Raw genomic sequence first — 22,213 nt, forward strand, 5'->3', positions numbered from 1 at the left:
GCACAGATCATGGGGGATCTAGCAATAGATTTCTGTGGCGAATGGTACGAACCATCCGACGAAGACGTCTTTGACATCGGTCGGGAAGGCGACCTGGAGGTCGACGACAACCCGTACCTGCACCGGCGCTTTTTGCAGATTGCACGTTATGACGGCATGTGGTGGCTGAGCAACGTAGGCAGCATGCTCTCTGCAACCGTCGCGGACGGATCGGGCGGCATGCAGGCTTGGCTGGCTCCCGGCGCCCGGATTCCGCTCGTTTTCAGCCACACCAATGTCATCTTCACCGCTGGGCCCACCACGTATGAGTTCGCCGTGCATTTGAAGACGCCCTCGTTCCGGCATGAAGCCAGGGACGAGGACCAAGCGGGGGACACCACCATAGGCCCTGTCGTCTTTACCGACTCGCAGAAAGCACTGATCGTCGCCCTCGCTGAGCCCATGCTGCGCCGGGATGGCACCGGGTTCAGCGCGATTCCGTCCTCGGCGCAGGCAGCCAAGAGGCTTGGTTGGGCCCTGACCCGCTTCAATCGCAAGCTGGATAACGTCTGCGACAAGTTGGACCGCGTTGGCGTCGTGGGCCTGCGTGGTGGCGCCGGCAAACTCGCCACCAACCGCCGCGCCCGCTTGGTGGAGCACGCCGTGACCTCACACTTGGTGACTGCCGCGGACCTGTACCTTCTGGAAACCATGACTGGAGCAGACGAAGCATGAAGTTCCGCTTGACCTTGCGGCGAGACCCCGCGGAAGCAAAGGACCTCGCCGTTACCGTGGATGGTCGCGCAACGGTGGCGGACATCGCCACCGAACTGTGGGCTGCCGACCCCGCGCGCAAGGGCACCGAACCGCCGTCGAACCTGTCCATCAGCGTGGACGAAGCGTTCGTTGGCGGCGGGCTGTCCGGCCATGTCCTCAGGCCCTCGGACAACCTGCTCGAGTCCGGCCTGCGGCCCGGTTCCAAGGTTTCGCTTGCGCAGGTGAGCGAGCAGTTTGCGTCGAACGGCAACGGCGGTACCAACGGCCAAAACCGTGGACCAGCCGCGGCGACCCTGCGCGTTATGTCAGGGCCTGACGTCGGACGCGAATTTTCGCTGCCATTCGGCACCAGCTACATCGGCCGGGACAGGGACGCCGACATCCGCCTCTCGGATCCGCTAACGTCCAAGCGCCACGCACGCATCACCGTTGGCGAGACTGTGGAGATCGTGGACACGAACTCGGCCAACGGACTCCTCATGGAAGGTTTGCCGGTCACCCGGGCAACGCTTGAATCCTCGGATACGGTGACTTTGGGCGATACCACCGTTGGGGTTGTTTCACTGTCGCGGAACCATGGAGGCGGCCCATCATCGCCGCTGGTCGATTTCAACCGCTCGCCGCGTGTGCTGCCGAGGTTTGAGTCTCCCAAACGTGTGCCGCCGGCTGGGCCCAAACGCCCTGAACACCAACCATTCCCGTACATCATGTTGATCGCGCCGCTGCTGATGGGTGGCGTCCTCTTCGCATTCACCCAGAACCTGCTCTCGGTGCTTTTCATGGCAATGATGCCGCTGTTCATCGTTGGCCACTATGTGGACCACAAGATGCAGGGCAAGCGCCAGGCGAAGGAAGGCCATAAGCAGTTCCAGGCTTCAATGCTGGCGTTCCGGGAGGACATTGACCGGCAACAGAACATTGAACGGGCCGTGCGGCTTCAGGAAGCGCCATCGGTCAGCGATACCGTCGATGCGATCTACAAACTCGGCCCGCTCCTGTGGACCAACCGTCCTGAGCATCAGCATTTCCTTGGTGTCCGTTTCGGACTCGGATCTTCGCCCTCGCGGATTCAGTTCGACGAACCCGGGGCCAACGAAACCGAACCCCGGTACATGAGGGAAATCCAGGAATGCCTGCAGCAGGTCCGCGTCATTGATGGCGTGCCGATCGTGTCCCAGCTGCGTACTTCGGGTTCGTTCGGCGTGGCAGGGGACCGCAACGTGGTGGACGATGTCGCCCGCGGAATGGTGCTTCAGCTGGTGGGACTCCACTCGCCCGCGGAGGTGGTGTTGACTGCACTGACCTCGGCCCGCTCGCGTGAGCGCTGGGACTGGCTGCAGTGGCTCCCGCACGTTGGTTCCGGCCACAGCCCGCTCTCCGGGGACCATCTGGCCGCCGGCCCTGCTGCCGGCGCCTCGCTGCTCTCCCGCCTGGAAGACCTTGTGGAGCAGCGCGAGGCCCAGGCCAAAGAGCCCGGTGCGCAGCCACGCCCCGCGCTCAAGGACGAGCACGAAGAGATTCCCGGCCCCGTGGTACCTGCTGTCCTGGTGGTCGTTGAGGACGATGCACCGGTGGACCGGGGACGGCTGACGCGGCTGGTGGAACGCGGCCCGGACTTCGGGGTGCACGTCATGTGGGTGGCAGCGAATGTGCAGTCCCTGCCTGCTGCTTGCCGGGACTTCCTCTCCGTCGACGGCGATCACGGCACCACTACCGGCCAGGTACGGCTTGGCCGCCACACCTACCCTGTGAGTTGCGAAAGCCTCGACGCTGGTCTTGCCACGCAGCTGGCGCGCATGATGTCGCCGTTGGTGGATGTCGGAAATCCGCTCGAGGACGATTCGGACCTCCCGCGTGCCGTTTCCTACGCCACCTTGATCGGCAAGGAACTAATGGACAACCCGCAGGCCGTTGCCGAACGCTGGCAGGAGAACAATTCAGTCCATGCCACGGCGGTGCCCAACCGGAAGGACAACGGAAGCCTGCGTGCCTTGGTGGGCTCCAAAGGCGTTGAACCGTTCTACCTGGACCTCAAGAACGAAGGACCCCACGCCCTCGTGGGCGGAACCACCGGCGCAGGTAAATCAGAGTTCCTTCAGTCCTGGGTGATGGGAATGGCAGCAGCCTACAGCCCGGACCGTGTCAGCTTCCTTTTCGTGGATTACAAGGGTGGTGCTGCCTTTGCCGACTGCCTGCACCTGCCACACACCGTGGGGCTCGTCACGGACTTGTCTCCGCACCTGGTCCGCAGGGCCCTGACCTCGTTGCGGGCCGAGCTTCACTATCGTGAACGCCTGCTGAACCGTAAAAAGGCCAAGGACCTGCTGGCGCTGCAGCGGGAAGCAGACCCCGAGGCACCGCCGTACCTCATCATCATCGTGGACGAATTCGCGGCGCTGGCAACTGAGGTCCCTGAGTTTGTTGACGGTGTGGTGGACGTTGCTGCCCGTGGACGTTCCCTGGGATTGCACCTGATCCTCGCCACCCAGCGCCCTGCGGGCGTCATCAAGGACAACCTGCGGGCAAACACGAACCTTCGTGTTGCGTTGCGCATGGCAGATGAAGTGGATGCGGTGGACATTCTTGGCGTCCCCACGGCAGCCTACTTCGATCCTTCCATTCCAGGCCGCGGTGCGGCGAAAACCGGCCCCGGCCGCATCCAGGGGTTCCAGACCGGATATGCGGGTGGCTGGACCACCGAGAAGCCGCAGCGCCCCCGGATCGACATCGTTGAGATGGCCTTCGGATCCGGTCCCTCGTGGGAGCCACCGCCTGCCACGACTGTGGAGGAAGAACCCGCTGGCCCCAACGACATCGCCAGAATGACCAGCAACATCATCCGCGCCGCGGACTTCCTGGCGATTGCACCTCCACGCAAGCCGTGGCTGAACGAACTCGCCATGACCTACGACTTCTCCAAATTGCCAAACCCACGCACGGACGAGCGGCTCCTGCTGGGCGTGGCCGATGACCCCGCACACCAGGACCAGCCCACCGTGTTCTATGAACCGGACAAGGACGGCAACATGGCCGTCTACGGTACGGGTGGTTCGGGCAAGTCAGCGGCGCTGCGCGGAATCGCCATCGCCGCCGCCGTCACCCCTCGTGGTGGGCCCGTCCACGTGTATGGCATTGACTGTGGTTCTTCAGGTTTGAAGATGCTGGAAGGACTTCCGCACGTGGGGGAGGTCATCAACGGTGACGACGTCGAGCGGGTTGGCCGCCTTCTGCGCTGGCTCAAGGAGGTTGCCGATGACCGTGCCGCGCGCTTCGCCGAGGTCCGGGCCTCCACCATTGTTGAATACCGTGAACTCGCAAACCGTCCGGACGAAAAGCGTATCTTCATCCTGGTGGACGGTATGTCCGCGTTCCGTGAAGGCTATGAGTACAGCAACCTGTCCGCACTCTGGGACATCTTCCTCCAACTGGCAACCGATGGACGTCCCCTGGGTATCCACCTGGTAGTGAGCGGTGACCGAACCAACTCTGTACCGGCGTCGCTCCTTGCCTCGATCCAAAAACGATTGGTCCTGCGTCTTAGCTCCGAAGACGACTACATGACGCTCGATGTGCCCAAGGACGTCCTCAACGCAGCCTCGCCTCCCGGCCGCGGATTGCTCGATGGGCTGGAAGTCCAACTGGCCGTGCTGGGTGGTAACTCGAACCTGGCGCTGCAGGCCCGCGAAGTGTCCAAACTCAGCCAGGCCATGGTGCGCCAGGGACTGGAGCAGGCGCCACAGATACAACGGCTTCCGGAACTCGTGGACTTGGATATCCTGCCCACCGGCGCCCCGGACAATCCTGTTATTGGCGTGGACGACGAGACCCTGGGTTCAGCCACCATCGCTGCCAAGGGTTCGCTCTTGCTCGCGGGGCCGCCGGGTGCCGGCCGCACAGTTGCCTTGGTCACGTTGGCGTACGCCCTGCGGCGGTCCAACCCGCGGACAGACCTGATCTACATCGGGTCCCGTCGCTCCGCGGTTGCCTCCCTGAACATCTGGAGCAGGTCCCTGGTGGGGCCGGACGAGGTCTCGGACGTGGTGGATGATCTCATCGACAAAGCCACGGACAACCCGGGCAGCATGGCCATCTTCATCGAGGGCCTGACGGAGTTCACGGACACGTTGGCGGAATCGGGCGTGGGACGGTTGGTCACGGCTGCCATCAAGGCCGATCAGTGGGTGGTCGGTGAGTCCGAAACGTCCACATGGTCCCAGGCGTGGTCCCTGGCCCAACCCTTCAAGTCGGGCAGGCGTGGACTGTTGCTTAACCCTGGTGATGTGGAAGGGGATACCCTCTTGAACACATCGCTGGGCAGGATCAGCAAGGACTTCATCCCGGGCCGTGGGTACATCGTGGGACGTGGAAAGGTACGCAAGCTGCAGATCGCCATGCCGCCGGAGAACCGCAGCTAGGAATCGATGGGCGTTGGCTCACATCCCGATGGGTCAATAATGTCCGTGGGTTGCGGCAAGATAGACCTGTGAGCACACCAGAGAATCCAGATCCGGTCGACACCACAACCCAGGTTGGCGCTGCGGCCTTAGTCGCAGAAGAGGGAACACCTCCTTCGGAGAGCCTGCGGGACGAGTATGAGCAACTTGCCGACCTCGTTCGCAAGTATCGCTATGCCTATTACCAAGAGGACGCGCCCACGGTTTCCGACGCCGAGTTCGATGAACTGTACCGTCGCCTGGAAGAAATCGAGGCGCTGCACCCGGAACTCGTCTCCAACGACTCGCCCACGCAGGAAGTTGGCGGCGAAGTCTCGGCTGCCTTCACCGCCGTCGCGCATCTGCAGCGGATGTACAGCCTCGACGACGTCTTTTCCCTCGAGGAGCTCGAAGCCTGGGTTCGCAAGGCTGAATCTTCAGTAGCGAGGCTCGGGGACAGCGTCCCGCCGATCGCCTGGCTGACTGAACTGAAAATCGATGGGCTCGCCGTGAACCTGCTGTACCGGGACGGAAAATTGGTGCGGGCGGCCACCCGAGGTGACGGCACAACAGGTGAGGACATCACCCATAACGTCCTCACCATCAAGGAGATCCCGCGTCAGCTCAGCGGCTCGGGTTATCCCTCGGAAGTTGAAATTCGTGGGGAAGTGTTCATTCCCTCCAAGGCGTTCGTGGAGTTCAACGAAGCCCTGGTTGCCGCAGGCAAAGCCCCCCTCGCCAATCCACGCAATGCGGCTGCGGGCTCGCTCCGCCAAAAGGACCCGGCAGAAACAGCAAAGCGTCCCTTGAGCATGTTCGTTCACGGTATCGGCGCCCGGGAGGGCCTTAATGCCATGAGCCAATCCGAAACCTATAAGTTGCTGGCTGACTGGGGGCTGCCTGTCAGCCCCTACTTCAAAGTTCTGGATTCCTTTGAAGGCGTCCTGGAATTTATCGCCCATTATGGCGAGCACCGGCATGATCTCCTCCACGAAATCGACGGCATCGTGGTCAAGATTGACGATTTCGCCACACAACGTGCCCTCGGCTACACCTCCCGCGTCCCCAGATGGGCCGCCGCCTACAAGTACCCGCCGGAGGAAGTCCACACCAAACTTTTGGACATTCTCGTCAACGTGGGCCGCACGGGGCGCGTCACGCCGTTTGGCATGATGGAGCCGGTGAAGGTGGCGGGTTCCACCGTAGGAATGGCCACTCTGCATAACCAGGATGTGGTCAAGGCCAAGGGCGTCATGATCGGCGACATCGTGATTCTCCGCAAGGCCGGTGATGTGATTCCCGAGATCGTTGGACCTGTACTGGCGCTGCGCGACCAACAGGATCCACCCGTGCGCGAATTCGTGATGCCCACCGAGTGCCCGTCTTGCGGCACCCCGCTGGCACCGGCAAAAGAAGGCGACGTGGACATCCGTTGCCCCAATGCCAAGTCCTGCCCGTCACAGCTGCGTGAGCGTGTTTTCCATCTGGCTGGCCGCGGTGCGTTCGATATCGAGGCCCTGGGCTGGGAAGCGGCGATCGCCTTGACGCAGCCGGCAGAGCCGGAGACTCCGCCGTTGACCAGCGAAGCCGGGCTGTTCAATTTGAAGCGTGAGGATCTGGCGAATGTCATGATCCGCCGGGAGAAGAGGTCCAAGGGCGTAGGCACGGGCCAGTACGAGCTTGTTCCGTACTTCTACTCACGTGGGACGGCAAAGTCGCCATCGAAGCCAACGGCAACCACGGAAAAACTCTTTGCCGAGTTGGAGAAAGCGAAGAAGCAGCCCCTGTGGCGCGTCCTCGTGGCCTTGTCCATTCGCCATGTGGGACCCACTGCCTCCCGTGCCCTGGCGACGGCCTTTGGCAGCATGGACGCGATCCGGAACGCCACTGAAGATCAGCTTGCGCATGTTGACGGAGTTGGACCCACCATCGCCGAAGCCCTAAAGGAATGGTTCGCTGTGGACTGGCACAACGAGATCGTGGACAGCTGGGCCGCTGCCGGCGTGCGGATGGAAGACGAACGCGATACCAGCATGCCGCGAACCCTGGAGGGACTCACCATCGTGGTCACGGGGACGCTGCCCAACTTCAGCCGGGACGAGGCCAAGGAAGCCATCATCATCCGTGGCGGGAAGGCCTCCGGCTCGGTGTCCAAGAACACCAGCTACCTCGTTGCTGGTGAAAGTGCTGGGACCAAGCTGGATAAAGCCGAGCAGCTCGGCGTTCCGATCTTGGATGAGGACGGCTTCCGCGAGCTGTTGGCGAACGGCCCGGCAAAGGCGGATGCCGACGCTGACTCCGAGGCCGATGCTGACTCCGAGACAGGGGCCGAGTTTGAATCCGAAGCCGACGCTGCAGAGACAGTGAAAGCAGACGCAGAATGACCGACGCCATCGAGTTGCTCGCCGTGGCGAAACGCGCTGCTGCTGCGGGCGCGGCTGTCCTGTCCCGGAGATCTGCCGCGGGCACAGGCGGCGCCGGGTTGGGAATATCCAACAAGGGCGACGCCGGCGACTGGGTGACCGAGTTCGACGTCGCAGCAGAGAACGCAGTCCGCGAGGCAATCCTGGCCGAACGGCCCAATGACACCATTACGGGCGAGGAGCACGGGACCACGAGGCCCGAGCAACCCTCGGGTTACCGCTGGTCCATTGATCCCCTTGATGGCACCACCAACTTCATCCGCAACATCGTCTATTACGCCACATCAGTGGCCGTCGCAGATGCCGACGGCGTCTGGTTGGCGGGAGTAGTTCATGCGCCGGCCCTGGGGCGGGTCTATTCGGCCGCCCGGGGCGAGGGCGCCTGGTTGGAAGTCGCGGGGGAGACTACCCGCTTGGCGGGCCCCGTTCCCGGACGCACCGGCCTCATCCTTGCCACAGGATTCAGTTACGATCCCGATACCCGCGCCAATCAGGCGGAAGGCCTCGCCGAACTGATGAACGGCTTCGCGGACGTTCGGCGGCTGGGTTCCGCAGCCTTGGATCTGTGCCTGGTGGCAGACGGCACCTACGACGCCTTCGGGGAGCGCGGATTGAACGAGCATGATTTCTCCGCCGGCGCCCTGATCGCCGAGGAAGCGGGCTGTTGGGTGCGCAGGCCACGGCTTGAGAGCCCGCTCGACGGCGGCCCAGCCATCGAGGATCGCTTGGCCGCGTGGACGTGCGCAGGCGCCCTGGAACTCTCCGGGAAATTCCCCCTTTGATCAACGCCCTGTTCCCGTGATCAAGACCCTCGCCATCGCCAACTACCGCTCCATCCGGGACCTGGCGGTTGAGCTCCATGGCCTGGACGTGGTCACGGGGGCGAATGGCAGCGGGAAATCCTCCCTCTACCGTGCGCTGCGCCTGCTGGCCGAATGCGCCGGGGGTGACTCCGGAAACGTGGTGGGATCCTTGGCCAGGGATGGCGGGCTGGCGTCCACGCTCTGGGCCGGCCCTGAGTCGATCAGCGAGGCGATGCGGCGTGGTGAAGTACCTGTTCAAGGCACGGTCCGCAGGGACTCCGTCAACCTGAAACTGGGGTATTCCGGGGACGACTTCGGCTACCTCGTGGACTTGGGCATGCCCGTGTCCAGTGGCGCCGGATTCGATCAGGAAACAGGCAGGCCCCGCCCTTCGGCTTTTAGCCTGGATCCTGAGATCAAGCGCGAGCAGATCTTTTCCGGACCGGTGGCAAGGCCAGGTTCCCTGTTGGTGGATCGTAAAGGAAGCCTGGCGAAGCTGCGGGGAGCTGATGGGGACTGGACTGAGCTTTCGCGGCGGCTGGACACTTTCCAGAGCATGTTGACCGAAGTATCGGACCAGGACAGGGCTCCCGAAGTTCTCCGGGTCCGGGACTCTGTGCGTTCCTGGCGGTTCTACGATCACTTCCGGACAGATGCGGAAGCGCCCGCCAGGCAAGCACAGCTTGGCACCAGAACCCCTGTGCTGCACCATAGCGGGAAGGACCTGGCGGCGGCGCTACAGACCCTGCGTGAAGTGGGATTTGAGCGGCAGCTCGATGCCGCCGTCGATCACGCTTTTCCGGGGAGCCGCCTGGAGATTGCCGTGAGCGACGGCCGCTTCAGTGTGGAGTTGCGGCAACCTGGCATGCTGCGGCCCATGAAGGCGGCAGAACTCTCTGATGGAACGTTGCGGTTCCTGCTGCTGACCGCTGCCCTGCTCACTCCGCGGCCACCGGAGTTGATGGTCCTCAACGAACCCGAAACGAGCCTCCATGTCGATCTGATGCCGGCACTGGCTGGACTCATCGTCCAAGCCAGTGCCAACAGCCAGATGATCGTGGTGACGCACTCCGAAGCACTGCTCAGGGCGCTCCGGGAAAGTGGAGCGGCCCACGAGCACGAGCTCTACAAGGACCTCGGCGAAACCCGGATCAAGGGACTCGGTTCCCTCGAAGGCCCGTTGTGGAGTTGGCCTAAGCGCTGAGCACGCGGAGGCTAGCCGGTTGTCAGAAAGCCGAGCCGATGGATGTGAGTTGCTGCACCGCGGAGCCGGAGAAACGGTTTCCAGGCCGGGCCAGCCCGTAATGTCCTCGCAGCGTAGACGCCGTGTATTCGGTCCGGAACAGGCCCCGCTGCTGAAGGATCGGCACCACGTGGTCCACGAAGACTTCCAGGCCCGAGGGCAGGACGGGCGGCATGATGTTGAAACCATCGGCAGCGCCTGCCTGGAACCAGTCCTGGATGGCGTCGGCCACTTGCTCCGGTGTGCCGGAGAAGGTGCGGTGCCCGCGTCCGCCGCCCAAACGGCCGATCAGTTGCCGGACAGTAAGCTGTTCACGGCGGGCCAGCTCCACGATCAGCGTGTACCGGCTCTTGGCTCCCTCAATCTCGTCCTCGGAGGGGAGGTCCGCAGGCAGCTGCTGGTCCAGTGGCAAGTCCTCCGGTGCCAGGCGCAAGGTCTTTGCCAGCTGCTCACGGGCATATTCCGGCTTGATCAGTTCATCGAGTTCACGCTCGAGCTTCAGCGCCTCTGCTTCCGTTGAGCCGATGACGGGGACGATGCCCGGCAGGATCTTGATGCCCTCCGGATCGCGCCCCACGGCCAAGGTACGGGCCTTCAAATCGGCGTAGAAAGCTTGTGCATCCTCCAGGGTTTGATGGGCGGTGAAAACAGCCTCCGCGTACTGTGCAGCAAGCTTCTTACCGTCTTCCGAGGACCCGGCCTGAACGATCAGCGGGTGGCCCTGTGGTGAACGGGGTACGTTGAGCGGGCCACGGACACGGAAATGCGTGCCTTCGTGCTCGATTGCGCGGATCTTGGTGTCATCACCCCAGACTCCCTCGGCCTTGTCGGCGAGCACGGCGTCGTCTTCCCAACTGTCCCAGAGCTTCTGCGCCACTTCGATGAATTCGGCAGCCCGCTCGTAGCGGACAGCGTGGGCGGGCTGGTCATCCACGCCGAAGTTGCGCGCAGCGTCAGGTCCCGCCGTCGTCACCACATTCCAGCCTGCCCGGCCACCGCTGACCCAGTCCACCGACGCGAAGCGGCGTGCCAGGTTGAAGGGGTCGTTGTAGGTGGTGGAGGCAGTGGCGATCAGGCCGATCTTTTCTGTGGCTGCAGCGAGAGCGGTCAGTAGCACGGTTGGCTCAAGCTTGCCCGCTGGACGGCGCCCGACCTCCCCGAACAGCACAGGGGAGTCGGCAAAGAAGATCGAGTCTAGCTTTCCGCGCTCGGCCGTGCGGGCCAGGTGCTGGTAATGCTCCACTTTGGTGGAGGAAAGGGGGTCGCTTTCAGGCAGGCGCCAGGAGGCCTCGTGGTGGCCTGTGCTCATGAGGAAAGCGTTGAGGTGGAGTTGGCGCTGTGGCGTGGACATGGGTTTCTCCTTTGATCCAGGTGAGGGTGTGGCAACTCAAGCACGGCCACAACACCCCTCGCCAGCTCCTCGACATGCGGCCGCAACAGCGCGAAACCGGGCTTAATGGCGAGCCACAGGACTCAATCCAGAGCCACGGAAAGCAACACAAAAAGCAGCCCAACGGCGGGCCAGGGATCAACGTGACGCAACAATCCGCCGTCGGGAATTCAACGCCGGACTGATAGTTCCGTCACGGAAAGGGCTGTTTGGCGCGTGGTGCGGCGAGCCCGCCACTACCATTGATAAGTGCATTCGTCGATTACTGTCCGCCCAGCCCTGCCCGAAGACTACGACGACGTTGCCCGCATCACGCAGGATTCATACGTCACGGCGGGGTACTACGGCAGCGCGGACCATCCGTACCTGCAGCAACTCCAAGACGTGGCAGCGCGGGCGGAGCACGCCGATATCTTCGTCGCGGAACGGAACGGCCAGGTGATCGGTTCCGTCACGGCAGCACCAGCGGGTGGCGGTTTCTCCGACATCGGCCTGGACGACGAACTGGAACTGCGCACCCTCGTGGTAGATCCCGCGGTGCAGCGTTCCGGCGCCGGACGCGCTTTGGTGCAGGCCGTCGTCGAGCAAGCCAAAGCGATGGACGGCATCGGTGCTGTCTCCCTCACCACGGGAGCCACGTGGGAGAGTGCCAACGCCCTCTACGCCCGGACCGGTTTTGCCCGCGCTCCGCACCGCGACTGGTTCGTCCCCGGCACCGACATAAAGCTGTTCGTTTACAGGCTGGACCTCCCGCAGCCATAAAGTTTCCTTTCGTAAACCCCGCTAGGTTTGTACAACCGCAACGGGCACAGCGATCAGGAAGGCGCGGCATGCGCAAGACATATGGCACGGGTTCCGTTTGGGAACAGACCCTTGGATACTCCCGCGCGGTCCAGGTGGACAACACACTCTTCATTTCTGCTACGGCGGCTTCCGGACCTGATGGGATAGTGGGCGATGACTTCTACTCGCAAACCAAATACATCCTTGAGAAGCTCGGAGCGGTCCTCGAAGAAGCAGGGTTCTCCTACGAGGACGTCGTACAGTCCAAGCTGTACCTGACGGATATCAGCAAATGGGAAGACGCCGGCCGCGCCCACGGTGAGGTTTTCGGCGAGATCCGTCCCACCCTGGCCTTGGTGCACGTGCTGCCATTCCTGGATTCCAAGATGCTCGTGGAGATCGAGCTCGTCGCGCAGAAGTCCGCGTAACCCGGACGCTTAACTACCTGGCCGGGTTAGCCCGGAATGCCGTAGCGGTGTTCCGGGCGGCCCGTGCTTCCGTAGCGTAATTGGATTTCGACGGCGCCATCGTCGGCCAGCGAGGACAGGTACCTCTGCGCGGTCGCCCGGGAAACGCCCACCCGGTCTGCGACTTCGGCGGCTGAGTACTGTTCGCCGGGAAGCAGCGATTCCAGGACTGCGGCTTCGGTTGCTGACCTTGGTTTTTGAGCGGGCGTCACGTCACCTGGGATCAGTGCCCGCTTGGCACGCTCAATCGTTGTCTGATCAACACCCGTTTGCTGCCCAAGGATCCGGCGATAGCGTGCATAGGACCTCAGCTGCTGGGACAAGGATTCCGCGGTGAAGGGCTTCAACAAGTAACCCAGGGCGCCGCGGCGCATCGCTACCCTGATGGACGGGGCGTCAGAGGCCGCTGTCAGCATGATGGCATCGATGTCCAGCTGGCCCAGCAAATCAAGCCCTGAACCATCCGGCAGGTAGACGTCCAGCAACACCAGGTCAGGACGCAGGCTGTGGATCGCCTGCAGAGCCAGGGACACGGAACCGGCCGGAGCGAGCGCCATGAATCCGGCCACCGAGTCCACGTAGGCCGCATGCAGTCTGGCAACGTGGAAGTCATCGTCCACAATGAGCACCCTCAAATCCTCAGCCACTGCTGTCCTCCCGCATTGTCGTACCGGCTTCTGTGTCCGTTGGGGCTTCAGCGCCGCCGTCGGACGCTCGCCCCATCACGCCAGGTATCGTCGCCATGAAGACAGCTCCGGGCCCGCCTTGCCTGCCGGCCTCCAGGACGCGGACGTCCCCACCCCTGCGCCGGGCCAACTGCCGCACTAAAGCCAAGCCCAAACCTTGTCCGGCCCCCGGGCGTACCGGTTGTTCCGACGTCGTGAATCCTTCGGCGAAGACTTCCTCGGGTTCCAGGTTCCCCAAACCGTCTCCGGAATCGCCAACGACGATATGCAGGGTGCCGCTGTCCTGGCTTGCATCGTCAAGCAACTCAAGTTCTACCCACCGCTCCGAACCGGAACCGGCGACGGCGGCACTCACGGCGTTGTCGATCAGGTTGCCGAGCACTGTGGTGACGTCCTGCGGATCGGCCACGTGCCCCCGGACCAACGTTTCAGGCCCGATCCGGAGCGCCACTCCGCGTTCGGACGCCTCCACGCTCTTGGCGCCCACGAATGCCTGCAAGTATGCGTCCTGAAGGAGCTCGGCCTGCTCTACAGGGAATTTCAGGGGGCCAGTGGCGGAGATCCTTGCCAGATATTCCTTGGCTTGCTCGTGTTGGCCGATGCTCATGAAGCCTGCAATGGTGTGGAGTTGGTTGGCGAATTCATGGCGCTGGGCGCGCAGGGCGGTGGACATGGTTCCCACCGCGTCCAACTGGCGGGTCAGTTGTTGCAGTTCGGTGCGGTCGCGGAGCATGACCACCCAGCCGAGGTCTTCCTTGCGGTGCCACGCTTTTCGGGCGCTGGCCACCAGGACTCGTCCGCCGGCTACCAGTTCCACGGCTTCGGCGTCGCGGGCTGCCGGTTGGGTGAGCTGTTTAAGTTGCCCGGGAACGTTGGCTGTAGCCCAGTCCTGGCCGGTGGCGTCGGGCAGGTCCAGGAGCCTGGCCGCAGCGGCGTTGAACACGGAGATGCGTCCATCGGCGGCGATCCCGATCACGCCCTCGTCCACGCCTTGGAGCACTGCCACTTGGTCGTGGACGAGGGTGCTGATCTCCTCTGGTTCCAAGCCCAACGTGAGGCGTTGCAGGCGGGCCCGAAGCAGGAATGAAGCGAGGACGCCCGCCAGGAGTGCGCCGCCGGCAGTGAGGGCAATGGGCACAATGTCCTGTGCCAGGCTCTTGCTGAGGGACTCCATGGAGTAGCCGACGCTCACCTCGCCCACGATGGGTCCCGGGGTGGCCGCAGCGTCAGATGCAGACGCGGGTGAAGGTGCGGATGCGGGCGCGTACACGGGGACCTTGGCCCCCGCAGAGGGACCCAAAGTTCCGGTGTTGCGGGTGGTGATCTCCTGGCCGGCCAACGCCACCGAGGGATCGGTACTGACGCGTTCGCCGAGGCGTGCAATTTCCGGGTGGGCAAGCCGAAGTCCGGTTTCATCCGTGATGACCACGAAGAGTGCGCCAGTACGGATCCGGGCGGCTTCTGCTGCTGCCTGCAACGGACCGGCGGCCAGGACGCTCGCTGGCGGCGTTCCTTCTTCTTTGCTGATGGCCTGCACGTCTTCCCGGATATTGGGATCAGCCGCAACTGTGCGGGCGAGCGTGAGTGCCTGGTTTTCGGCTTCGTCGCCGATCCGTTCATAGACCAGCCATGCATGGACTGCCCCGCTCAGGAGCACTACAAGAAGAACTACCCCCAGTTGGAGGAGGAGCGTCTGGGTGGAGAAACGCATACTGACCTTGGTAAAGCGCGGCACCGTTACTCCTTTCCTCCAGCTCCATTGAAGCACTGAGCACAATGCGCAAAACGCTCGCAATGATCAGTATTCCCAACAATTCCCGGAAACCCCAGCCCGTGACGGGCGCCACTATAACGTCTGTAGTGCGCATCACATCGAAGTGGTGCCATTCACAGTAGTAAGGAGCCGGCCGTGCTGGTTTTGCTTGGATTCGCAATGATTGCGGTATTCATGGTCCTGATCATGACCAAAAAGTTGACGCCCGTCTTGGCGCTGATCATCGTCCCCACCATCTTTGGTCTCTTCGCAGGGGCAGGCTTGGGCATTGGCCCTATGGTCATGGACTCGATGAAGTCCATGACCTCCACGGCCGCGCTCCTCATGTTCGCCATCATCTACTTCGGCCTGATGATCGACGTCGGGCTGTTCGACCCCCTGGTGAAGTTCATCCTGCGCAAGCTCGGCAACGACCCCGCCAAGGTAGTCCTGGGCACGGCGATCCTCGCTGCAGCAGTCTCCCTCGATGGCGACGGCTCAACCACCTTCATCCTCACCACCGCAGCCATGCTTCCGGTCTACCTGCGCCTCAAGATGAGCCCCGTTGTCCTCACCTGTGTGGCTGGCCTCGCCAACGGCACCATGAACATCCTCCCGTGGGGTGGGCCCACAGCCCGCGCCGCTACAGCACTGAAGCTGGACGTCAATGACGTCTTCGTCCCCATGGTCCCGTCCCTCATCGTTGGCCTCATCGTTGTACTCGTCTTCTCCTGGCTGCTCGGCCTGCAGGAACGTAACCGCCTCCGCACCTCCGCTCCCGAGATCTGGGGCGACGTCGCAGATCCTTCTGACGCGTTCGACGGCGGCAATGGCCGCGGCGGTTCCGGCGCCGGTGATGCTGGTACTGGTAGTTCGGGCGCCAGCAAGGGCCGCTTCGGCTTTGGCCGCACCGGCTCAACCACAACCGCACCCAAGCCGGTAACCGGCGGAGGCGCCGGCGTCGCGGTTCTCGAACGTACTGAAGAGCTGGTGGACGATCACGACACCGCCATGGCTGACACCGCACTGGATCCCAACCGCACCACGCTGCGCCCCAAACTGTTCTGGTTCAACCTTGGGCTCACTGTCGCGGTCATGGTCACCCTGGTAGCGAACATCGTCCCGCTCCCGTTCGTCTTCATGGTGGGCGCTGCCATCGCACTGCTGGTCAACTTCCCCAAGGTCAAGGACCAGGGCGCCCAGCTGATCGCCCACGCACCGTCGATCGTCGCCGTCGTCAGCATGGTCATGGCCGCTGCAGTCCTCACCGGTGTCCTCAACGGCACCGGCATGGTCAAAGCAATGTCCGAGTGGCTCGTCCAGATCATCCCCGCGGACATGGGTCCCTTCATGGCAGTCATCACCGGTGTGCTGAGCATCCCGATGACGTTCTTCATGAGCAACGACGCCTTCTACTTCGGTGTACTGCCGGTCCTCAGTGAAACCGCAGCCCACTATGGTGTTGGCGCAGCGGACATGGCCCGGGCTTCCATCACCGGCCAGCCGTTCCACCTCCAGAGCCCGCTGGTCCCCGCGATCCTGCTGCTGGTGTCGCTGGCCAAGGTAGACCTGGGTGACCACCACAAGAAGGTCCTCTGGCGCACGGCAGTCATCTCGATCGTCATGTTGGCTGTCGGAGTCCTGACCGGAGCAATCGGCATCGGCTAAACAACCCCATCAAGCAACGCGGGGTCACTTGCGGCCCATCCACACACCTTGGATGGGCCCTAAGTGACCCCGCGTTGTTGTGCTGCGGCGTACGACGGCCCACCCAAGCCAAGTAGACTGGTTCGGAAAACCATTTGAACTTTGCAGGGGAGATCCATGGCTGCGATCAACCGTGACGACGTCGCGCATCTTGCGCGTCTGGCTCACATTGAAATGAGTGCCGAAGAGCTGGACAGGATGGCGGTTGAGCTTGCCGTCATCGTGGATTCGGTGAAGTCCGTCAGCGAAGCCGCCGGGGAGGATGTTCCGGCCACGTCCCACCCGATTCCGTTGACCAACGTGTTCCGTGAGGACGTCGTGGGCCACACGTTTACGGCTGAGCAGGCGTTGTCCGGTGCTCCGGATGCTTACGAGAACCGTTTCAAGGTCCCGGCAATCCTGGATGAGGACTAATTACTATGACTGAGCTGAAGAACGAACTCATTCGCCACTCCGCTGCCGATCTTGCTGCGAAGCTTGCCGCCCGCGAGGTTTCCGCTGTTGAAGTGACGCAGGCGCACCTTGACCGTATTGCTGACGTGGACGGCCAAATTAACGCCTTCCTGCACGTTAATACCGAAGAAGCCCTGGCTGTTGCGGCCGAGGTTGACGCTGCGCGCGCCGCTGGTGGCGCCGCGGCCGAAGAACTTCATGCCCTGGCCGGTGTGCCGATCGCGGTTAAGGACTTGATCGTGACGATTGGCCAGCCGACGACGGCTGGTTCCAAGATCCTTGAGGGCTGGCACAGCCCGTACGACGCCACGGTGATCAAGAAGCTCCGTGCTGCGAAGATGCCGATCCTTGGCAAGACCAACCTTGACGAGTTCGCCATGGGTTCCTCTACGGAGCATTCGGCGTATGGGCCCACGCGCAACCCCTGGGACCTGGACCGTATTCCTGGTGGTTCAGGGGGCGGCTCAGCTGCCGCCGTCGCTGCTTTTGAAGCCCCGCTGGCGTTGGGCACTGACACCGGTGGATCGATCCGCCAGCCCGGTGCTGTCACCGGAACCGTCGGCGTCAAGCCGACGTACGGTGCAGTTTCCCGCTACGGCGCGATTGCCATGGCATCCTCACTGGACCAAATTGGCCCGGTGTCCCGCACGGTGCTGGACTCGGCACTGTTGCAGGAAGTCATCGGTGGCCATGACCCGTTCGATTCGACATCCCTGACCGATCCGTTCGACAACCTCGCTGCTGCTGCCCGCGTGGGCAACGTTGCTGGAATGAAGATCGGCATCATCAAGGAGCTGCACGGCGAGGGCTACCAGGCCGGCGTCGAGAACCGCTTCAACGAGTCCCTTCAGCTGCTTAAGGATGCCGGAGCGGAAATCGTTGAGGTTTCCTGCCCCAACCTGAAGTACGCCCTGGGCGCGTACTACCTGATCATGCCGTCCGAGGCGTCCAGCAACCTGGCCAAGTTCGACGGCGTTCGGTATGGCTTGCGTGCCCTGCCCCAGGACGGCCCAATGACGATCGAGCGCGTCATGGGTGCAACCCGCGCCGCCGGCTTTGGTGATGAGGTCAAGCGCCGCATCATCCTGGGCACCTATGCCCTGAGCGCTGGTTATTACGACGCCTACTACGGTTCGGCGCAGAAGGTCCGCACACTCATTCAGCGCGACTTCGACGCCGCGTTCTCCAAGGCGGATGTCCTCATTTCGCCTACGGCTCCCACCACAGCGTTCAAATTGGGGGAGAAGGCGAACGATCCTCTGGCCATGTACCTGAATGACGTCGCCACCATACCCGCCAATATGGCTGGTATCCCGGGCTTGTCGCTGCCCGGCGGCCTTGCTGATGAGGACGGCTTGCCTGTTGGCGTGCAGTTGCTGGCCCCTGCCCGCCAGGACGCCCGCCTGTACCGTGTGGGTGCTGTGCTTGAATCCATTCTGGAAGAAAAGTGGGGCGGCCCGCTCCTTGCCCAGGCTCCTGAATTGAAGACACCTGCTCTCGGTGCCGCATCCAACTCCGCCGGAGGTTCAAACTAATGTCCGTCGACGCAACCCTGAGCTTCGAAGAGGCCATGGAGAAGTACGATCCTGTTCTGGGTTTCGAGGTCCACGTGGAACTCAATACCAAGACCAAGATGTTCTCTTCCGCCCCGAACGTCTTCGGCGATGAGCCGAACACCAACGTCAACGAGGTGGATCTCGGCATGCCCGGCGTCCTCCCGGTGGTGAACAAGACGGCTGTGGAGTCCTCCATCAAGATCGGCCTTGCCCTGAACTGCAAGATCGCCGAGTACTGCCGGTTCGCCCGGAAGAACTACTTCTACCCGGACACCCCGAAGAACTTCCAGACCTCACAGTATGACGAGCCGATCGCGTACGACGGTTACCTGGACATCGAGCTTGAGGACGGCACGGTCTTCCGCGTCGAGATCGAGCGTGCCCACATGGAAGAGGACGCCGGAAAGCTCACCCACATGGGTGGTTCCGCGGGCCGCATCCAGGGCGCCGACTACTCGCTGGTGGACTACAACCGTTCGGGTGTTCCCCTGGTGGAAATCGTCACCAAGCCGATCCAGGGTGCGGGAAGCCGTGCTCCGGAGCTGGCCAAGGCCTACGTTGCCGCGGTCCGCGAAATCGTGAAGAACCTTGGTGTTTCGGATGCCAAGATGGAACGCGGCAACGTCCGGTGCGACGCCAACGTTTCCCTGCGCCCGCACGGCCAGGAACGTTTCGGCATCCGCTCGGAGACGAAGAACGTTAACTCGCTGCGCGCCGTCGAGCACGCCGTTCGTTACGAGATCCAGCGCCACGCTGCCGTCCTGGACTCCGGCCAGCCGGTGATCCAGGAGACGCGCCACTGGCACGAGGACACGCGTTCGACGACGTCGGGCCGCGCCAAGTCCGACGCCGACGATTACCGTTACTTCCCCGAGCCGGACCTGGTTCCTGTCGTCGCCTCCCGTGAGTGGGTGGAGGAGCTTCGTGCCACCCTTCCGGAGCCGCCGGCCGAACGCCGCAAGCGGCTCAAGGAAGCCTGGGGCTACTCGGATTTGGAGTTCCGCGACGTGGTCAACGCCGGCGTCATGGACTCGATCGAGGAAACGATCGCGGCTGGTGCCAGCGCAGATGTTGCCCGGAAGTGGTGGATGGGTGAGATCGTTGGCCGCGCCAAGGTTGCCGACGTCGATCCTTCGGCCCTCGGTGTCACACCGCAGGTCATCGTCGAGCTGAACAAGCTGGTCGAGGACGGCAAGATCAACAACAAGATGGCCACCCAGGTCCTGGACGGCGTTCTTGCCGGCGAAGGTACACCGGCCGAGATCGTTGAAAAGCGCGGCCTTGCGGTGGTTTCCGACGACGGTCCGCTGCTGGAAGCCATCGACGCCGCACTTGCTGCGCAGCCTGACGTTGCGGAGAAGATCCGTAGCGGCAAGCTCCAAGCCATCGGCGCAATCGTGGGTGGAGTCATGAAGGCCACACGCGGCCAAGCCGATGCCGGCCGTGTCAAGGAGCTCATCCTGGAGAAGCTCGGCGTCCAGGCCTAAGCACCCAAGTAGCTGGCGGTTGTTGTTGTTTTGAGCGCTCAGAACAACCCCAACTGCCAGCTACTTTTTTGTCCGGCCGGGCGCACAATTGATTCATGGCCACCATCACGCCGGGCCTTCGCAAGGCCCTCATTGCCAGCGGCATCGCCGTCGCCCTGACCGGCGGCGGGGCAGCCGCAGTGTGGGCAGGCACCCAACCCAGCCCATCGCCGTCGAGCGCTACTGCCTCACCAAGTCCCTCCGCATCTGACGGCGCCAAGCGCCCAGAGGGGCGAGCCCAGGGGATCCATGGCGAGCACGTTGTGAAACAGCAGGACGGCACCTTCCGCACTGTGGTCACACAGACAGGCAAGATCGAGTCCGTGAGTGATTCTGCCATCACCGTCAAGAGCGAAGATGGCTTCACGCAGAGGTACGCGATCAACTCCGGGACCCGCATCTCACGCATGCCCACCGCGGTCTCAGAACTGCGCAACGGCAAGGGCAAGCCCACGCTGCCTTCAGCTACCGCGGCGGATCTCAAGGCCGGCGACACCGTTAGGATTGCCGGGACCAAGGACGGCGACGCCGTGACGGCACAGCGCATTGTGGCCGGTGAGCTTCCGGCTATCCTCAAAGGGCATCTCAAGGGGCACGGACATAAGGTGCTTTGACTGGAGTTCGCACAGCACCAGACCCTAACCAGTGATTCGGTGAGTTCTGCGATTAGGGTGTAACTGTGAATCAACCGTTGGACGAAGGTCCGTTCTTCCATGGCACAAAAGCCGACCTTCGGGAAGGGGATCTCCTGAGCGCGGGCTTCAGGTCGAACTACCGGCCCGAGGTCGTGATGAACCACATCTACTTCACAGCTCTGCGGGATGGCGCAGGACTGGCTGCCGAACTCGCGGCCGGTGAAACTGAGCCGCGCGTTTACGTCGTCGAGCCGACCGGCGCCTTCGAGGACGATCCGAACGTGACCGATAAGAAATTCCCCGGCAACCCCACCCGGTCATACCGCAGCACGGCGCCGCTCAGGGTCCTCAGCGAAGTCACCGATTGGACGCGCCTGGAGCCCGAGGCGCTGCGAGAGTGGAAGGAACGCCTGGCAGCAATACTTGCTGACGAGCGCGGCGAAATCATCAACTGACGTTTCTCCTCGTCGGAGCCGGAACCTTTAGAGCGCCACTGTCCTGAATCCGAGGTTGGCGCTGGCCGAGTCAGGCGTGTTGGAACTCCGTGCGGCCAGCCGGTAACGGTTGCAGTAGGAGTCGTGGCACAGGTATGAGCCGCCGCGCATAACCCGTCCGCGGCCAATCGTTGGGCCTTGGGGGTCTTCTACGGTTCCGGCGGTCAGGCACGTCTTGTAGTACTTGGGCAGGAACCAATCGCTGCACCACTCCCAGACGTTGCCGCTGGTCTGGTAGAGCCCATAACCGTTGGGGGCGAAGGACCTGGCCGGTGCCGTAGTGAGGTAGCCGTCCTCGACGTCGTTACGCACGGGGAACTCGCCCTGCCAGATGTTGCAGTTGTGCCGGGCGCTGCCTTCAGCGCTGTCATTGTGAAGCTCGCTGCCCCATGGATAGCGCTGCCCGGCCGCACCGCCCCGTGCTGCGTACTCCCATTCCGCTTCGGTGGGCAGTCGTCGGCCCGCCCACGCGCAGTAGGCCATGGCGTCATTGAAGGACACGTGCGTCACTGGATGGTCCGGGATGTCCGTCCAGTGGGAGAGGGGTCCGGCCGGATGGGCCCAGTCGGCGCCACGGACATTGAGCCACCAAGGGACGTTGTTGACCCGGTTCAGGATGTCGCGTGGCTCGGCCTTGACGGCAAGATGGAACACCGCAGAGGTCCCGAACTCTTCCGATTCCGTGCGGTGCGCTGTGGCATCCACGAACGCCGCGAACTCGGCGTTGGTGACGGTGGTGGCGCTGATGGTGAATCCGGAAACGGACACCTCGTGGACTGGCGTCTCGCCATCTCCGTCGTAGCCTTCACCGAAAGGATCGCCCATGGCGAAGGTCCCGGACGGGATCCGGACGTCGTTATGACCCGCTGTCGCGGCGTCGTTGCCCGAATGTACGACGCCGGTGCTCGGGTTCCGGTGTCCGCCCGCCGCGCGTAGGGGGAGCGTCAGTCCGGGTTTGGTGTGTTCCCGGGCGCCGGCGCCCGGGCTGCAGCAATCTGCCATTTCAACCTTCCCTCTGCGGTTCTCCATCAATCTTAGTGGCGTCGGCCACACTGCCCGGCAATGATCAAAACTGATTTCTATCGTCAGTTTCAATCATGATCTT

The 22,213-nt window shown here is 63.0% G+C and carries 17 protein-coding genes; 13 read left to right on the forward strand and 4 right to left on the reverse strand.

Annotated features, from left to right (window positions below; all coding sequences use genetic code 11):
* Positions 1-9: 9 nt before the first annotated feature.
* The 5 genes from ACFX4T_RS08875 (at position 10) to ACFX4T_RS08895 (ending at position 9,619) form a co-directional block, all read left to right on the forward strand.
* The gene (locus ACFX4T_RS08875) at positions 10-714 is read left to right on the forward strand and encodes a hypothetical protein (protein WP_216925400.1); all 705 of its coding nucleotides are present in this window, start codon (positions 10-12) and stop codon (positions 712-714) included.
* Positions 711-5,171, forward strand: a complete 4,461-nt coding sequence (locus ACFX4T_RS08880; protein ID WP_377651503.1) for an FtsK/SpoIIIE domain-containing protein — start codon at positions 711-713, stop codon at positions 5,169-5,171. The genes ACFX4T_RS08875 and ACFX4T_RS08880 overlap by 4 nt, the downstream gene beginning before the upstream one ends.
* Before the next feature lie 68 nt (positions 5,172-5,239).
* Positions 5,240-7,573: an NAD-dependent DNA ligase LigA gene (gene ligA, locus ACFX4T_RS08885; RefSeq protein ID WP_377651504.1), complete on the forward strand. Its 2,334-nt coding sequence runs from the start codon at positions 5,240-5,242 to the stop codon at positions 7,571-7,573.
* Positions 7,570-8,394 carry an inositol monophosphatase family protein gene (locus ACFX4T_RS08890; protein WP_377651505.1) on the forward strand — a complete coding sequence of 275 codons (825 nt, stop codon included), beginning with the start codon at positions 7,570-7,572 and terminating at the stop codon, positions 8,392-8,394. The genes ligA and ACFX4T_RS08890 overlap by 4 nt, the downstream gene beginning before the upstream one ends.
* Before the next feature lie 16 nt (positions 8,395-8,410).
* Positions 8,411-9,619 (forward strand): AAA family ATPase, encoded by a 1,209-nt coding sequence (locus ACFX4T_RS08895; protein ID WP_377651506.1) that lies wholly within the window; start codon positions 8,411-8,413, stop codon positions 9,617-9,619.
* Between the two features lie 22 nt (positions 9,620-9,641).
* Here ACFX4T_RS08895 and ACFX4T_RS08900 read toward each other — a convergent pair whose 3' ends face one another.
* Entirely contained in the window at positions 9,642-11,009 is a 1,368-nt protein-coding gene (locus tag ACFX4T_RS08900; RefSeq protein WP_377651507.1) for an LLM class flavin-dependent oxidoreductase, read from the reverse strand.
* A 288-nt stretch (positions 11,010-11,297) separates the two neighbouring features.
* Between ACFX4T_RS08900 and ACFX4T_RS08905 the strand changes: the two genes are divergently transcribed.
* Both ACFX4T_RS08905 and ACFX4T_RS08910 read left to right on the forward strand, forming a co-directional pair.
* Positions 11,298-11,810, forward strand: a complete 513-nt coding sequence (locus tag ACFX4T_RS08905) for a GNAT family N-acetyltransferase (RefSeq protein WP_216925394.1) — start codon at positions 11,298-11,300, stop codon at positions 11,808-11,810.
* 68 nt (positions 11,811-11,878) lie between these two features.
* Positions 11,879-12,259 (forward strand): RidA family protein, encoded by a 381-nt coding sequence (locus tag ACFX4T_RS08910; protein WP_223948469.1) that lies wholly within the window; start codon positions 11,879-11,881, stop codon positions 12,257-12,259.
* A gap of 26 nt (positions 12,260-12,285) precedes the next feature.
* Here ACFX4T_RS08910 and ACFX4T_RS08915 read toward each other — a convergent pair whose 3' ends face one another.
* Together ACFX4T_RS08915 and ACFX4T_RS08920 are read right to left on the reverse strand one after the other, a co-directional pair.
* Positions 12,286-12,945, reverse strand: coding sequence for a response regulator (locus ACFX4T_RS08915; RefSeq protein WP_377651508.1), 660 nt, complete (start codon positions 12,943-12,945; stop codon positions 12,286-12,288).
* The gene (locus tag ACFX4T_RS08920) at positions 12,938-14,695 is read right to left on the reverse strand and encodes an ATP-binding protein (protein WP_377651560.1); all 1,758 of its coding nucleotides are present in this window, start codon (positions 14,693-14,695) and stop codon (positions 12,938-12,940) included. Before ACFX4T_RS08920 ends, ACFX4T_RS08915 begins: the two co-directional genes overlap by 8 nt.
* A gap of 198 nt (positions 14,696-14,893) precedes the next feature.
* On the opposite strand from ACFX4T_RS08920, the gene ACFX4T_RS08925 reads away from it, so the two are divergent.
* The 6 genes from ACFX4T_RS08925 (at position 14,894) to arr (ending at position 21,069) form a co-directional block, all read left to right on the forward strand.
* Entirely contained in the window at positions 14,894-16,405 is a 1,512-nt protein-coding gene (locus tag ACFX4T_RS08925; protein WP_377651509.1) for a CitMHS family transporter, read from the forward strand.
* Between the two features lie 156 nt (positions 16,406-16,561).
* Entirely contained in the window at positions 16,562-16,858 is a 297-nt protein-coding gene (gatC, locus tag ACFX4T_RS08930) for an Asp-tRNA(Asn)/Glu-tRNA(Gln) amidotransferase subunit GatC (protein WP_017199363.1), read from the forward strand.
* A 5-nt stretch (positions 16,859-16,863) separates the two neighbouring features.
* A complete protein-coding gene (gene gatA, locus ACFX4T_RS08935; RefSeq protein ID WP_377651510.1) occupies positions 16,864-18,432 on the forward strand; it encodes an Asp-tRNA(Asn)/Glu-tRNA(Gln) amidotransferase subunit GatA in 1,569 nt (522 codons plus the stop codon).
* The gene (gene gatB / locus ACFX4T_RS08940; RefSeq protein WP_223948473.1) at positions 18,432-19,940 is read left to right on the forward strand and encodes an Asp-tRNA(Asn)/Glu-tRNA(Gln) amidotransferase subunit GatB; all 1,509 of its coding nucleotides are present in this window, start codon (positions 18,432-18,434) and stop codon (positions 19,938-19,940) included. The genes gatA and gatB overlap by 1 nt, the downstream gene beginning before the upstream one ends.
* 95 nt (positions 19,941-20,035) lie before the next feature.
* A complete protein-coding gene (locus ACFX4T_RS08945) occupies positions 20,036-20,593 on the forward strand; it encodes a hypothetical protein (RefSeq protein WP_377651512.1) in 558 nt (185 codons plus the stop codon).
* A gap of 65 nt (positions 20,594-20,658) precedes the next feature.
* A complete protein-coding gene (gene arr, locus ACFX4T_RS08950; protein WP_377651513.1) occupies positions 20,659-21,069 on the forward strand; it encodes an NAD(+)--rifampin ADP-ribosyltransferase in 411 nt (136 codons plus the stop codon).
* 27 nt (positions 21,070-21,096) lie between these two features.
* Here arr and ACFX4T_RS08955 read toward each other — a convergent pair whose 3' ends face one another.
* Positions 21,097-22,110: a formylglycine-generating enzyme family protein gene (locus tag ACFX4T_RS08955; protein WP_377651514.1), complete on the reverse strand. Its 1,014-nt coding sequence runs from the start codon at positions 22,108-22,110 to the stop codon at positions 21,097-21,099.
* Positions 22,111-22,213: the final 103 nt, after the last annotated feature.

Origin of the sequence: Paenarthrobacter sp. YIM B13468, assembly GCF_042788025.1 — a bacterium.
GTDB classification, from domain to species: Bacteria; Actinomycetota; Actinomycetes; order Actinomycetales; family Micrococcaceae; genus Arthrobacter; species Arthrobacter aromaticivorans.